We start from the raw sequence: 14,229 nt of genomic DNA on the forward strand, positions 1-14,229 counted from the left end.
GCGACAAGAGATGGCAGGGGCGGGCTCAGGAGCGGCGCAGGATCACCCCCTCGTCGGGGCCGAGCGCCAGGGTCGCGCGGGCGCTCGCCCCCGCCCGGCCGGCCAGCGTCGAGAGCAGCACCGTCCAGTCGCCCTCGGGCAGGGACAGGCTGTGCGGATCGCCGCCGAAGTTCAGGATCACGCGCAGGCACGCGTCGTCGGCGCAGCGCTCGTAGGCGAGCACGTCCCCGGCCTCGACCGGCAGGCCCCGGTAGTCGCCCACGCAGAGCGCCGGGTGGTCGCGCCGCAGCGCCAGGAGCCGCCGGTGCAGGGTCAGCATCGAGCCGGGATCCGAGCGTTGGGCCTCGACGTTGCGGGTGGCCCAATCCTCCGAGAGCGGCAGCCACGGCTCCGCGGCCGAGAAGCCGGCCTGCGGGGCCTCGTCCCACTGCATCGGGGTACGCTCCGGGTCGCGGCCGTGGCCGGGCTCGTTGCGCTCCCAGGGGTCCCGGGCGCGCCCCGGCGGGATCGCGACGCGGCCGAGCCCGATCTCGTCGCCGTAATAGAGGGTCGGGGTGCCGCGCAACGTCAGCAGCAGCATCGCGGCGATGCGGGCCTGGGCCTCGCCCACCCGGGCGGCGATCCGCGGCTGGTCGTGGTTGCCCAGCACCCAGTTCGGCCAGCCGCCCTCGGGGAGCGCCGCCTCGTACTGGGCCACGAGGTCGGCGACCGCGTCGGCCCGCCACGGGGTCTGGATCAGCTGGAAGTTGAAGGGCAGGTCGGCGCCGGTGAGGTCGGGGCCGTAATAGGCCACCAGCCGCTCGATCGGCAGGTAGATCTCGCCGATCAGCACCCGCTCGCCGTACCGGCGCAGCACCGCCCGCATCCCGGCGATGACGTCGAACACCTCCGGGCGGTCGGCGGAATAGACCTGGGTGAAGCGGTTGATCTCGGGCGTGCCCGGCGCGTAGTCGGGATTGGCCGGGTTGTCGCGGAATCCGGCATCCTTCATCAGGTGCCAGATCACGTCGACCCGGAACCCGTCGACCCCGCGGTCCAGCCAGAAGCGGAGCGCGTCGTGCATCGCGGCCCGCACGGCGGGGTTGCGCCAGTTCAGGTCCGGCTGCTCGGCCAGGAAGGCGTGGTAGTAGTACTGGCCGGTGGCCTCATCCAGCGTCCAGGCCGGGCCTCCGAAGTTCGACACCCAGTTGTTCGGCGGACCGCCCCCCGGGGCCGGGTCGCGCCAGATGTACCAGTCCCGCTGCGGGCTGGAGCGCGACGACCGGCTCTGCGCGAACCACGGATGCGCGATCGACGAGTGGTTGGGCACGAAGTCGAGGATCACCTTCAGCTTGCGCCGATGGGCCTCGGCGACGAGCGCGTCGAAGTCGGCCAGCGTGCCGAACAACGGGTCGATGCCGCAGTAATCGGCGACGTCGTAGCCGAAATCCGCCATGGGCGAGGGGTAGACCGGCGAGATCCACACCGCGTCCACCCCGAGCCACGCGAGGTAGTCGAGCCGCGCCGTGATTCCCGGCAGGTCGCCGACCCCGTCGCCGTTCGTGTCCTGGAACGAGCGCGGATAGACCTGGTAGACGGTCCCGCGCTTCCACCAGACGGTCTCGGTCATGCTGCGCCTCGCGAATCCCCGGCCCAGGGTTAACCGCTGAGCCGCGCGCTGGCGACGGCGCAGATGCGCGCGACGCGGGCTGGCGGTGCCGGCCGTTGTGTCTAGAATGTCACGTAGTCGCGCCATATCTCCGGCCGCGCCGTCGCACGCCCCGGTCGGGGCGGCACCGCCACGACTTCGCCAGGAAGCCGGTCGCACAGTCGCGGCTTCGGGGCACGGATCGCCCGCCCGTTCACGCGGTGGCAATCCATCAAAAGAGATAATCCGCCCACGATAGCCCCGGCACTAGACTCCGGGGCGCTGACTTTGGGGGACCCGCACGTGCTGAACGACGTTCTCACTCCGCCCGCCCAGCGGGACGCCCTGCGCGACGACAGCGCGGCCGAGATGCCGATGGCCGCCGCCTGGACCGCGCCGCTCCTGTCGCAGACCGGTGACACCGTGGTCGACCTGCGGGAATCGATCCGCGCCAAGCTCACCTTCGCGCTCGGCCGGACCCCCGAATCCGCCCGTCCGCGCGACTGGTTCGTGGCCACCGCGATGGCCCTGCGGGAGCGGGTCGTGGCGGCCTGCATGGCCTCCGAGAAGGCCGTGCCGAACAAGCGGGTCTACTACCTCTCGCTCGAATTCCTGATCGGCCGGCTGATGTCGGACGCCATGAACAACCTCGGCCTCACCGACACGACCCGGGCGGCGCTGCGGGAACTCGGGGTCGATCTCGACGCCGTGCAGGATGCCGAGCCGGACGCCGCGCTCGGCAACGGCGGCCTCGGGCGGCTGGCCGCCTGCTTCATGGACAGCATGGCCAGCATCGGCATCCCGGCGATCGGCTACGGCATCCGGTACGATCACGGCCTGTTCCGCCAGTCCTTCGAGGACGGCTGGCAGCGCGAGGCGCCGGAGACGTGGCTCGCCGAGGGCAATCCCTGGGAGTTCGTCCGGCCCGACGCGACCTACGCGATCGGCTTCGGCGGCACCGTCACCCTGTCCTCGCCCGGCGAGGGCGTGATCCGCCGCCACTGGCAGCCGGCCGAGACCGTGCGGGCGGTCGCCCACGACATCCCGGTGGTCGGCTGGCGCGGGCGCCACGTCAACCGGCTGCGCCTGTGGAAGGCGGAGGCCGGCGAGCCGGTCGACCTCGGTCGCTTCAACGACGGCGACCATGTCGGCGCGGTGGCGGCGCGCATGCGGGCCGAGGCGATCTCCCGGGTGCTCTATCCGAGCGATTCCTCCGCCGACGGGCAGGAACTGCGCCTGCGCCAGGAATACTTCTTCACCTCGGCCTCGCTCCAGGACCTCATCGCCCGCCACGTCATGGAGCGCGGCGACGTGCGGTCCCTACCGGACCACGCCGCGATCCAGCTCAACGACACCCACCCGGCCATCGCGGTGCCGGAGCTGATGCGCATCCTGATGGAGGACCACGACCTCTCCTGGGAGGATGCGTGGCACGTCACCACCCACACGCTGAACTACACCAACCACACCCTGCTGCCCGAGGCGCTGGAGACCTGGCCGGTGGAGCTGATGGAGCGGCTGCTGCCGCGCCACATGCAGATCATCTACCTGATCAACTGGATGCATCTCGAGGAGCAGGCCAAGCACGGCCGCCAGGACGCCGCCCACCAGGACGCCGCCTACCTGGCCTCGATCTCGCTGATCGACGAGGCCCATGGCCGCCGGGTCCGGATGGGGCACCTCGCCTTCCACGGCGCCCGGCGGGTCAACGGCGTCTCGGCGCTGCACACCGACCTGATGCGGTCCACGGTGTTCGCGCCGCTCCACGCGCTGGATCCGGACAAGATCGTCAACAAGACCAACGGCATCACCTTCCGGCGCTGGCTCCACAACGCCAACCCGGGCCTCACCCGGCTCGCCGTGGAGACGGTGGGCGCGGGCGTCCTCGACGATCCCGAGCTGCTCCGGGGCCTCGAGGCCCATGCCGAGGATCCGGCCTTCGTGGCGCGCTACGCCGCCGTGCGCCGGCAGCGCAAGGAGGCGCTCGCCAAGGTCGTGGCCGAGCGCACCGGCATCGACATCGATCCGGACGCGCTGTTCGACATCCAGGTCAAGCGCATCCACGAGTACAAGCGCCAGCTCCTCAACGTCGTCGAGACGGTGGCGCTCTACCAGGCGATCAAGGCCGAGCCGCACCGGGACTGGACGCCCCGGGTCAAGATCTTCGCCGGCAAGGCGGCGCCGAGCTACGTCCGGGCCAAGCTGATCATCAAGCTCGCCTGCGACGTGGCCAAGGCGGTGAACGACGACCCGGAGGTCGCGGGCCGGCTGAAGGTGGTGTTCCTGCCGAACTACTCGGTGAGCCTCGCCGAGACGATCATCCCGGGCGCCGACCTGTCGGAGCAGATCTCCACCGCCGGCATGGAGGCCTCGGGCACCGGCAACATGAAGTTCGCCCTCAACGGCGCGCTCACGGTCGGCACGCTGGACGGGGCCAACATCGAGATCCGCGACCATGTCGGGGCGGACAACATCTTCATCTTCGGCCTCGACGCCGCCGGGGTGCAGGCGCGCGAGGCCGAGCCGGGCTACGCCGCGAAGGCGATCCAGGCCTCGCCCCGGCTGGCGGCGGCGCTGGACATGATCGCCTCCGGGCGGTTCTCGCCGGAGGAGCCGGGCCGGTTCCGGCCGCTCACCGACGACCTGCGCCAGCGCGACCAGTACCTGCTCACCGCCGACTTCGACGATTACTGGCGGGTGCAGCGCTCCATCGACGCCGCCTGGCGCGACCCGCGCGGCTGGTGGGCCAAGGCGATCCGCAACACCGCCCGGATGGCGTGGTTCTCCTCCGACCGCTCGATGCGCGAATACGCGGACGAGATCTGGCGCGTCCGCCTGGGCTGAAGAAGAAGTCCCGGTTTCGAAAGGAAGTCCTGGTTTCGAAAGGAAGTCCTGGTTTCGAAAGGTCTTGGACCTTTCGCGGGTCCAAGGCGGAGCCCTGGTGCCGGGCTCCGCCCGAAGTCGGGGCCAAGTCCTGGATGTCTTGCCCCGACACCCCGCCGGAGGGCTTCAGGCCCTTCGCTTTCAAGGTGTTCGGCCCCGTGCGCGCCGTGGGATCGGCGCTCCCGAGCGGATCACGCGCGTCCCTGTCCCGGACAGGTGAAGCGAAGCGGAACCTGATCCGGGACCCAGCACACGAAGCGCCGCGCCAGCGGCACCGGTCGATCAGGCGGACGCTGCGCGCCGTCGTGTGCTGGGTCCCGGGTCGCATTCCGCTGGCGCTGCATGCGCCCGGGAAAAGGACCGTGCAGACCGGCTCGACGCCATATCCTGGCTCTCAGCCTAACACCTTGAAAAGGTAGGGCCTCAGGCCCTCGGGAAACCCGTGAGCCGGCGCAGGTTGCGGAGAAGCCGGTGGCGGATCAGCGCCGCGCGCTCGGCGAGCCCGAGCCTGCGCCGGAAGAACACGTGCGACACCCGGCCGAGACGCGGCCCCCGGTCCGGCTCGCCCTTGCGCAGGGCGATGTCGGGCAGCGCGGAGTCCTGCGTGATCGTCAGGGAGCGCGCGGCCGGGAACAGGGCGGTGCGGTAGACCGAGCGCATGTAGTACGAGAATTCGTCGTAGGCGGTGATCGCGCGCGTCCGCCCGCGTGCCGGATCCCGGATCGTGAGCGTGCCCGCCTGCGGCCCGTAGGTCACGAGCAGGCCGATCACGCGACGCGGTCGCCCGAGCGGGATCTCGACGCGCGCGCCCTCGGGGATCTCCAGGAAGTGCAGCGGGATGCCGTTGCGGCGCAGTTCGAACCCGCATTCCAGGCCGGGGAGGGTGCGCAGCGGCAGGGATTCGAACCGGGCCGGCAAGCCCCGGAACCGGTCGACATAGGCGCGGCCGGGGGGCGGCGCCCGCATGAAGGCGTAGACCAGGGTGCCGTAGAGTTCGGCCCCGGCCGGGGCGACATGGGTCCCGTCCTTCAGCAGGTAGGTGATGTCCCCGGCCCCCGCGGCGGCCACCGGGGCGGCGATGTCGAGACAAACGATGCCGTAGAGGGCGCGGTACTCAGCGAGCAGGGCGGCGACGGGCTCGGCCGCGTAATCGACCCCGCCCTGGTGGAGGTTGAGGAAGGCCACCGGCAGGCCCCGCCGGGCGGTGGCCGCCAGGATGTCGTCCAGGTAGGCCCGCATCGTCGCGCCGTCGAAGTAGCGGACGTTGCCGGTGAACAGCTCCAGCAGGACGTGGTCGCAGGGACAGGCGTCGAGGATCTCGTCGATCAGGCAGGCGATCGAGGGCAGGGAGTGGCCGCCCCAGCCGCTGCGCAGGAAGGTGACGGGCCGCCCCTCGGCCACCGCCAGGGCGTTGGCGCGCTCGACATAGCCCGCCAGCTCCGTGACGCTGTAGCCGAGGCAGAGCACGCGGAGCATCGACGCAGACCGACTCACGGGAAATGACGGGATCCCAAAGGGCCCCCGGCTCTGTGGCGGGGTCTCGGGGCGGAGCCCTGATGGTCCGGGCGCGGTCCGCGGTCGGCCGTCGTGGTCAGTCGAGCACGATCGGGTAGCAGCGCGCGCCCACCGAGGCGGCGAGCACCTGCACGGCGCCGACGGTGGCGATGTCGCCGGCCACGTGGACGACGTCGGTGGCGCGCAGGCTCGGCAGGTGGGCGGTGAGCGGGCCGGAGCGCACGTCTGGCGGGCGCTGGCCGCCGCGGTCGGCGCAGAGCACGATCCGGCCGACGCCGGTGCAGCGCAGCCAGTCCAGGCTCTCGCGCATGTAGAGGTCGAGGGCGTCCCGGGCGCCGACCGCCAGCGCCATCTCGCGGGCGGGCTCGACGTAGCGGGCCGCCCGGGCGATCGCCCAGATCGGGCCGAAGCCGGCTCCCGCCGCCACCAGAACGAGCCGCCCGCCGCCGGGCCGGTACTGGCCGCGGCCGACGGGGCCCTTCAGGCGCACGGGCTGGTCGAGCCGGATCGCGTCGACCGGGCCGCCCTCGGGGTCGCGGGGGATGTGGAACACCGCCTCGTTGATCTCGGCCGAGCCGTCGATCCGCAGGGTCGGGGACAGGGTCAGGGCGGGCAGGCCCGCGAAGGTGACGAGCGCCTGGTGGCCGGGCTCGAGGTTCGGGCGCCGGGTCAGGGTCGCCACGACCTCGACGATGCCGGGGCAGAGCCGCCGGATCTGCGAGACGGTGCCCTTGCGGATGGCGACGGCCGGGGGCGGGGCCTCCTCCTGGCCCAGGATCGGGGCGCCGGGCAGGCTCGGCCGCAGGGCCTCGGCCCGGGCCCGGCGGGCCGGGGGCCGACGGCTCGACGGCGCGGCGCTGCCCTGGCCGGCGACCTGGTTGGCGAGCTGCGCCTGCACGGGCGCGATCATGCCTTCGGCCAGCGCCGCCTCCAGCGGCGTGTCGCCGGTCGAGACGCGCACCGACCGGCCGTTGACGACGAGCGAGCAGCGCGCGCCCATGGCCGTACCCCGCTTGGTCTGGAGAGGGATCACCGGGCGCGGATCAGCAGGGTGTCCACCAGGGACGCCCAGCGCTCGCGGGTCGCCCGGACGTCGTCGCTGGCGGCCGATTCGGTCAGGAGCTGGCGCTGCGCCCGGAGGGCCTCGACCTCCTGCCGCTGGGCCCGGAGCACCGCCTTCATCACCTGCAGCTCGGTCTCGAGCCGGGCGATCTCGTCGGCCTCGTCGAAATCCTCGGACAGGTCGTCCTGGGCGGCGCCGGAGACGCGCGGATCCTGTCCGGACAGAGCTTGGCCGGGCAGAGTTTGGCCGGGGAGCGGCAGCCGGGTGCGGGCCTGCTGCTCCAGCCGGACCGGCCGGGCGATCAGGCGCCGCACGAGATCCGAGCTGCCCGCCTGCTGGTAACGCCTCGCCGCCTCGGCCATCCGCCCATCCCCTCCACGGGCGCCGGAGCGCCAATCCATCAACAGGAGCTTGCGCGGGCATGGTTAAGGGGGGCTTAAACCGATCGTCGACTCTCGGGGGTGTTCACCCCGCCTCCGCCGCCGCTCCCGTCATCAACCCGGCCACCAGCGTGTAGGTCTCGGTCCAGGCCGCGCGGACCTCCGGGGTGAAGTCCGGGCCGAGGCCCTGTTCCAGGGTCCAGAGCAGCGCGGCGCCGACCGGGGCGTAGTGGGCGGCCTGGGTGCCGTAGGCCACGTGCTTGCGCCCGAGATCCCGGATCGCCGGGGCCACGGTCTCCGGGTGGCCGAGATGGGCCACCGCCAAGCCCAGCATGGCCATCAGTTTTTTCTTCTGCTCGGCCATGTCGTCGGGGAAGAGCGGGCGGACCTCGGGGGCGATCTCGAACAGGCGCCCGTAGAACAAGTCGGCCGCCGTCCCGGCGATCGGCCGCACCTGCGCGAAGCTGTCCTGGACGAGCCTGACCTGTTCGGGCGTCATCGCATCCCCTGCCACCGCCTTCATCGCTGGTCGGCAGTATACCTGATTGGGCCGACCCGAACCAGGATCAGGCCGCTTCCGGCGCCGCCCCGACGATCTGGCGGGCCTGCAGCATGGTCATCGGCTCGCCGAAGGCCGGCCCGAGGGCGTATTCGCAGCCGAGCCCGGCCAGCGCCTGGGCGTCGCCCTCCGATTCGCAGCCCTCCGCCACGATGGCGAGGTTCAGCTCGCTCGCCATCCGGACGATGGAGCGCAGGATCGCGGTCTGGCCGGTGCCGATCTGGCGCACGAAGGTCGCGTCGACCTTGATCGTGTCGAACGGGAAGCGCTGGAGGTAGGACAGGGCCGAGTAGCCGGTGCCGAAATCCGACAGGCACAGGCCGGCCCCGAGGTCGTGGATGCGCGCCAGCATCTGGGCGGCGTATTCCGGGTTCTCCATCACCAGGCTCTCGCTGAATTCCAGCTTGAGCGAGCCGGGGAGCGCCCCGGAGCGGGCCAGCACGGTCTTCACGTCGTGCAGGAGGTCGTGGCGCAGGAGCTGGCGGGAGGACAGGTTGCAGGCCGCGAAGATCGGCGGCTCGACCTCGAGGGAGCGCTGCCAGGCGGCGAGCTCCAGGGCGGTGCGCTCCAGGGCGAAGATGCCGAGGTTGACCACGAAGCCGCTCTCTTCGGCCAGCGGCATGAAAGTCGAGGCCGGGATGCGGCCGAGCTTCGGGTGGTCCCAGCGCAGGACGGTCTCGAACCCCGCCACGGTGCGGTCCTCGAGGCGGACCACCGGCAGGAACAGCACCCGCAATTCGTTGCGCTCGATCGCCTTGCGCAGGTCGCTCTCCAGCATCAGCCGGTCCGAGCGGTCGGTGCGCATGTGGGCGCGGAACACCTCGATCCGGTCGCCGCCGTTGCGCTTGGCCTGGATCATGGCGATCTCGGCGCTCTTGAACACCTCGTCGCGCTTCAGGTTGGCCCCGGCCTCGTAGAGCGCGAGCCCGATCGAGACGGTGAGGAAGATCTCCCGGTCGGCGTAGGTGATCGGCGTGGCGATGGCGCGCCGGATCATCTCGGCGAAGGCCAGGATCCGGTCGGGGTCGCGCTCGGACAGCAGGATCACGGCGAACTCGTCGCTGGAGATCCGGGCCAGGCTGTCCTGCGGCCGCAGCAGGCGACCGAGCCGGCGGGACAGGGTCAGCAGGATCGAATCGCCCGCCGACAGGCCGATGGCGTCGTTGATGCCCTTGAACCGGTCGACATCCAGCACGATCACGGTCGGCTTGAGCCGCTGGTCCTGGCCGGCGAAGGCGAGGGCCGCGTCGAGGCGGTCGCCGAACAGCTCGCGGTTGGGCAGGCCGGTCAGGCTGTCGTGCACCGCGTCGTGGAGCAGGCGCTCCTCCGCGGTCTTGATCTCGGTCACGTCCGCGATGGTGCCGACCACGCGGATCACCTCGCCGTCGGCGCCGATCACGGGGCGCGCCTTCAGCCGGTACCAGAAATAGGTGCCCGCGGCCGAGCGCAGGCGGAAATCGTGGACGATGCGCCCGCGCCGCTCCTCGATCACCGTGTCGAGGGCCGCCGAGTAGCGCTCCACGTCGAACGGGTGGAGCGTGCCGAGCCAGTTCGTCGCCGGGCCCTCCAGGGTGCCCCGGGGCAGGCCGAGCTGCGCCTCGATCTCGGGGCCGGCGAAGACCCGGTCGGCCGGCACGTCCCAGTCGAACACCACGTCGCCCGCGCCGGTGAGCGCCAGCGCCCGCCGCTCGGTGTCCGACACCAGGGCGTGGCTGAGGCCGCCCCCCGCGAAGGCGTGCTGGAGCACCGTGAAGCCGATCAGCATCACGATCAGCACCAGGCCGCCGATGAGCGCCGGCTGCACCAGGTCGCTGCCGATCTGGCCGGTGACCGCGAAGCCCGCCGCCGTCACCCAGACCACCAGGAGCAGCCAGGTCGGCACCAGCAGGATCGCCCGGTCGTAGCCGTTATGGGCGGCGAGGTAGACGATCAGCAGCAGGCCGATCCCGGCCACCGCAGCGATGGAGATGCGCGCCACCCCCGCGGCCACCGGCGGGTCGAACACCGCGAGCCCGACGAGGCCCGCCAGGAAGGCCAGCCAGAAGAACGCCACGTGGCTGTAGCGCACGTGCCAGCGGGCGAGGTTCAGGTAGGCGAACAGGAACACCAGCAGCGTCGCCCCGAGCACCGCCTCGGCGGAGGCCCGGTAGACCCGCTCGGCCAGCTCGGTGACGGGGAACACCCGCTGCAGGAAGCCGAAATCGATGCAGGCATAGGCCAGCACCGACCAGGCCAGGGCCGCGGCGGCCGGGAAGATGATCGCACCCTTGACCACGAACACGATGGTCAGGAACAGGGCCAGCAACCCGCTGATGCCGATGATGATGCCCTTGTACAGGGTCAGCCCGGCGGTCTTGCGGCGATAGGCGTCCTGATCCCACAGGTGCAGCTGGGGCACGTTGGGGCCGCGCAGCTCGGCGACGTAGGTGACCGTGGTGCCGGGATCCAGGGTGATCGTGAACTGGTCGGCCTCGGGGTTCTCGTCGCGCTCCGGGCGGATGCCCTGGCTCGCCGTGATGGCGGCGATCCGAGAGCCGCCGAGATCGGGCCAGATCACCCCGGAATCCACCAGCCGGAAATGCGGCGCCACCAGGATGCGGTCGATCTGCTCGTCGGTGTCGTTGGTGAGCGCGAACACGATCCAGTCGGGCCGGGCGCCAGCGTCGCGCGCCTTCACGACGATGCGGCGGACGATGCCGTCCTTGCCGGGCGCCGTGGAGATCTGGATCAGGTCGCCGTCCGAGCGGTAGCGCTCGATCGCGGTGGTCAGGTCGATCACCGGCGCGTCGAGGGTGACGCGCACCGCCTCGACGGCTTGAGCCGGCCCACACAGCGCGAGGGCACCGACGAGACCGCCGACCAGTGTCAGGAGGAGGGCGAGGATGCGCAAGGGTGTCTTGAGTTCCGGCCGTGCGAGCTTCGGCATCGGCCACCCGGGCGGCCGCGATCGAAAGGAAGTCCCCGACCCCGGGGCAGCCGCCCCGGTCCGGATCCGGACTCCGCGGATCGCGCCCCTTTGCGGCCAAATCAAGTTGGGCGGGGCAGGGGGCGTCGGCGCGGGGCCCGAACAGGGCGTCTCAGAGCCTGTCCGGCCCGGATTCTCTTAACCCTCACCGTGCGGGGCGCGCGCGGTCAGGCGCTCCGGCGGAGGCTCAAGCCCCCCGAAGCGCGGCGGCGATCCGGTCGAGGGCGGGCAGCTTGCGGATCGGGCCGATCGCCGCGAGCGTCGGGGCGCCCTTCAGCATCGCGGCCGCGGCGGCCCGCACGTCCGCCACCGTGACGGCGTCGACCTTGTCGATCACCTCGCCGGCCGGGATCACCCGGCCCCAGGCCAGGATCTGGCGGGCGTTGCGCTCGATGCGCCCGCCCGGCGTCTCCAGGGCCGAGAGCAGGGACACCTTCAGCTGCGCCTTGGCGCGGGCGATCTCGGGCTCGGCGAGGTCCCGGGCGGCCCGGGCCGTGGCCGCCAGCGTCACGTCGACGAGCTCGGGCAGGTCCGCCCCCGAAGTTCCGGCGCCGATGCCGAACAGGCCGCAATCGGAGAACGGCCAGTGGAAGGCCTGGATCTCGTAGGCGAGGCCGCGGGTCTCGCGCACCTCCTGCCACAGCCGCGAGGTCAGCCCGCCGCCGAGGACCTGGGCGAACATGTGCAGCGCGTAGTAGCCGTCGTCCCGGAACGACAGGCCGGGCAGGCCGATCACCACGTTGGCCTGTTCGAGCTTGCGCGGCATCCGCCGCTCGCCGCCGCCGTAGACGCCCGGCACGGCAGCCGGCGCCACCGTGGCCGGCAGGGCGCCGAAATGGCGCTCGGCCGCCTCGACGATCGCCTCGTGGGTCACCGCGCCGGCCCCGGCCACGACGATGCGGTCCGGCGTGTATTCCCGGGCGAGGTAGGCGCGGATCCCGGCCTCGTCGAAACTCCGGATCGTCTCGGGGCGCCCGAGGATCGGGCGGCCGACCGGCTGGTCCGGGAAGGCGGCCTCCGTGAAGGCGTCGTAGACCACGTCGTCCGGGGTGTCCTCGACGGCGGCGTATTCCTGCAGGATCACGCCCTTCTCGCGGGCGAGCTCGCCGGCATCGAACACCGAATCGGTGAGGATGTCGCCGATCACGTCGAGGGCGAGGCCGGCATCCTCGCCGAGGACCCGGGCGGTGTAGCTCGTCCCCTCCGTGGAGGTGGCGGCGTTGATCTCGCCGCCGACATTCTCGATCTCCTCCGCGATTCCGTGGGCCGAGCGCGTGCGCGTGCCCTTGAACGCCATGTGCTCGATGAGGTGGGACAGCCCGGCCTCGTCGGCGCGCTCGTTGCGCGAGCCGGCCCCGACCCAGACGCCGAGGCTCGCGGTCGCGACCCCGGGCATCGGCTCGGTCACCACCGTCACGCCGTTGGCGAGCCGCGTGGTGCGCAGGGACGGGGAGGCGGCGTGCGTGGTGAAATGCTGGTTCATCGCGGGTTTGCCCCACCCCGGGTGATGCGGGCGCGCTCGCGGATCAGCCGCTCCACGGCGGCCTGATCGTTGGCCACCGGGGTCATGCGCTCGGGCCGGTCCATGAGGTCGGCGAGGTGCGGCGGCAGGGGCGGGCGCAGGCCGCCGGTGGCCTTGGCGACCGCGTCCGGGAACTTGGCCGGGTGCGCGGTGGCCAGGGCGACGACGGGGGTTGCGGGATCCCGCTCCAGGAGCCGGCGGCCGGCGCGCACCCCGATGGCGCTGTGGGGATCGAGCACGATCCCGGTGGCGGCCTGGGTCAGGGCGATCTCTTCCATCACGTCGGGCTCCGGCACCGCGACGGCGTCGAACTCGGAGCGGATTGAGGCCAGGATCTCCGGGCTCAAGGAGAAGCCGCCGGACTGCTTCAGCCCGGACATCAGCCGCGACAGCGCCGAGGCGTCGCGGCCGAGCGCCTCGAACAGCAGCCGCTCGAAATTCGAAGAAATCTGGATGTCCATGGAGGGGGAGGTCGTGGGCACGACGCCGCGCAGCGCGTAGGCGCCGTGCTCCAGGGTACGCACCAGGATGTCGTTGGCGTTGGTGCCGATCATCAGCCGCTCGATCGGCAGCCCCATCCGCTTGGCGACCCAGCCGGCGAGCACGTCGCCGAAATTGCCGGTCGGCACCGCGAAGGAGACCGGCCGGTGGGGCGCGCCGAGCGCCACCGCGCTGGTGAAGTAGTACACCGCCTGCGCCGCGACCCGGGCCCAGTTGATCGAGTTGACCCCGGACAGGCGCACGGAATCGGCGAAATCCGCGTGCTGGAACAGGGCTTTGACCAGGTTCTGGCAATCGTCGAAGGTGCCGTCCACGGCGAGCGCGTGGACGTTCTGGGCCGGCACCGAGGTCATCTGCCGCCGCTGGACCTCCGACACGCGCCCGTGCGGGTAGAGGATGAAGATGTCGACCCGGTCGAGGTCCCCGAACGCCTCGACGGCGGCCGAGCCGGTATCGCCCGAGGTCGCGCCCACGATGGTGGCGCGGGTGTCGCGCTTGGTGAGCACGTGGTCCATCAGCCGCCCGAGCAGCTGCATCGCCACGTCCTTGAAGGCCAGCGTCGGCCCGTGGAAGAGCTCCAGCAGGAACAGGTTGTCGTCGAGCTGGGTCAGCGGGCAGACCGCCGGGTGCCGGAAGGTGGCGTAGGATTCGTCGATCATCCGGTCGAGATCGGTGTCTTCGATCTCGCCATCGATCAGCGGGCGCAGCACGCGCTTGGCCACCTCCGCGTAGGGCTTGCCGGCGAAGCCGGCGATCTCCGCCCGGCCGATCTGCGGCCAGGTCTGCGGCACGTAGAGTCCGCCGTCGCGGGCGAGGCCTGCGAGGAGGGCATCCGAGAACGAGAGCGGCGCGGCCTCGCCGCGGGTCGAGACGTGGAGCACAGGGGCCTCCGGGAGGAAGGCGCCCCCTCTACACGATGCGGGCGGACCTGTCGAAAGTCCGGGCGGTCGCGGCGGGCCCGCGCGGTTTAACCGGGCCTGAACGGGCCGGTTCAGGACCGGTTGCGCCGCCGCGCCTAGGACCGGATCACCCCCGCGGCACCCCGGTTCGACCGGCCGGCGCCGCCGGGGCGGCCCGACCCCGCCCGCGGGGTGCTTCCTCAGAGAGAGCCGACATGATTCGAACCCGCGCCGTTCGCCCCCTCGCCATTCGACCCCTCACCTTGGCCGGCGCCGCCGTGCTGCTGCTCGGCACCGCCGCCATCGCGCAGACCC

The 14,229-nt window shown here is 71.9% G+C and carries 9 protein-coding genes; 1 reads left to right on the forward strand and 8 read right to left on the reverse strand.

Annotated elements, in window-relative coordinates:
* Nucleotides 1-25: 25 nt before the first annotated feature.
* Nucleotides 26-1,609, reverse strand: a complete 1,584-nt coding sequence (locus FV233_RS15475; protein ID WP_147897975.1) for an alpha-amylase family glycosyl hydrolase — start codon at nt 1,607-1,609, stop codon at nt 26-28.
* Nucleotides 1,610-2,002: 393 nt separating this feature from the next.
* On the opposite strand from FV233_RS15475, the gene FV233_RS15480 reads away from it, so the two are divergent.
* Nucleotides 2,003-4,471 carry a glycogen/starch/alpha-glucan phosphorylase gene (locus FV233_RS15480; protein WP_238260774.1) on the forward strand — a complete coding sequence of 823 codons (2,469 nt, stop codon included), beginning with the start codon at nt 2,003-2,005 and terminating at the stop codon, nt 4,469-4,471.
* 462 nt (nt 4,472-4,933) lie between these two features.
* Here the strand turns inward: FV233_RS15480 and FV233_RS15485 are convergent, their stop codons facing one another.
* The 7 genes from FV233_RS15485 to thrC form a co-directional block, all read right to left on the reverse strand.
* Complete coding sequence (locus FV233_RS15485) at nt 4,934-5,986, reverse strand: hypothetical protein (RefSeq protein WP_147854648.1); 1,053 nt, start codon at nt 5,984-5,986, stop codon at nt 4,934-4,936.
* Between the two features lie 115 nt (nt 5,987-6,101).
* The gene (locus FV233_RS15490) at nt 6,102-7,025 is read right to left on the reverse strand and encodes a ferredoxin--NAD(+) reductase (protein ID WP_147897978.1); all 924 of its coding nucleotides are present in this window, start codon (nt 7,023-7,025) and stop codon (nt 6,102-6,104) included.
* A gap of 29 nt (nt 7,026-7,054) precedes the next feature.
* Nucleotides 7,055-7,450 (reverse strand): hypothetical protein, encoded by a 396-nt coding sequence (locus FV233_RS15495; protein WP_147856510.1) that lies wholly within the window; start codon nt 7,448-7,450, stop codon nt 7,055-7,057.
* A 103-nt stretch (nt 7,451-7,553) separates the two neighbouring features.
* Complete coding sequence (locus tag FV233_RS15500) at nt 7,554-7,967, reverse strand: globin family protein (protein WP_147856511.1); 414 nt, start codon at nt 7,965-7,967, stop codon at nt 7,554-7,556.
* Nucleotides 7,968-8,034: 67 nt separating this feature from the next.
* A complete protein-coding gene (locus tag FV233_RS15505; protein WP_147856512.1) occupies nt 8,035-10,953 on the reverse strand; it encodes a sensor domain-containing phosphodiesterase in 2,919 nt (972 codons plus the stop codon).
* 226 nt (nt 10,954-11,179) lie between these two features.
* Nucleotides 11,180-12,475, reverse strand: a complete 1,296-nt coding sequence (locus tag FV233_RS15510) for a pitrilysin family protein (protein ID WP_147897976.1) — start codon at nt 12,473-12,475, stop codon at nt 11,180-11,182.
* The gene (gene thrC / locus FV233_RS15515; RefSeq protein WP_147897977.1) at nt 12,472-13,896 is read right to left on the reverse strand and encodes a threonine synthase; all 1,425 of its coding nucleotides are present in this window, start codon (nt 13,894-13,896) and stop codon (nt 12,472-12,474) included. Before thrC ends, FV233_RS15510 begins: the two co-directional genes overlap by 4 nt.
* Nucleotides 13,897-14,229: the final 333 nt, after the last annotated feature.

Source organism: Methylobacterium sp. WL7, from assembly GCF_008040085.1.
Lineage (GTDB): Bacteria > Pseudomonadota > Alphaproteobacteria > Rhizobiales > Beijerinckiaceae > Methylobacterium > Methylobacterium mesophilicum.

Excerpts from the sequence above, each read along its gene's own strand:
- FV233_RS15475 (WP_147897975.1), bottom strand. The coding sequence starts at position 1,609 with ATGACCGAGACCGTCTGGTGGAAGCGCGGGACCGTCTACCAGGTCTAT.
- FV233_RS15480 (WP_238260774.1), top strand. The coding sequence starts at position 2,003 with ATGGCCGCCGCCTGGACCGCGCCGCTCCTGTCGCAGACCGGTGACACC.
- FV233_RS15485 (WP_147854648.1), bottom strand. The coding sequence starts at position 5,986 with ATGCTCCGCGTGCTCTGCCTCGGCTACAGCGTCACGGAGCTGGCGGGC.
- FV233_RS15490 (WP_147897978.1), bottom strand. The coding sequence starts at position 7,025 with ATGGGCGCGCGCTGCTCGCTCGTCGTCAACGGCCGGTCGGTGCGCGTC.
- FV233_RS15495 (WP_147856510.1), bottom strand. The coding sequence starts at position 7,450 with ATGGCCGAGGCGGCGAGGCGTTACCAGCAGGCGGGCAGCTCGGATCTC.
- FV233_RS15500 (WP_147856511.1), bottom strand. The coding sequence starts at position 7,967 with ATGACGCCCGAACAGGTCAGGCTCGTCCAGGACAGCTTCGCGCAGGTG.
- FV233_RS15505 (WP_147856512.1), bottom strand. The coding sequence starts at position 10,953 with ATGCCGAAGCTCGCACGGCCGGAACTCAAGACACCCTTGCGCATCCTC.
- FV233_RS15510 (WP_147897976.1), bottom strand. The coding sequence starts at position 12,475 with ATGAACCAGCATTTCACCACGCACGCCGCCTCCCCGTCCCTGCGCACC.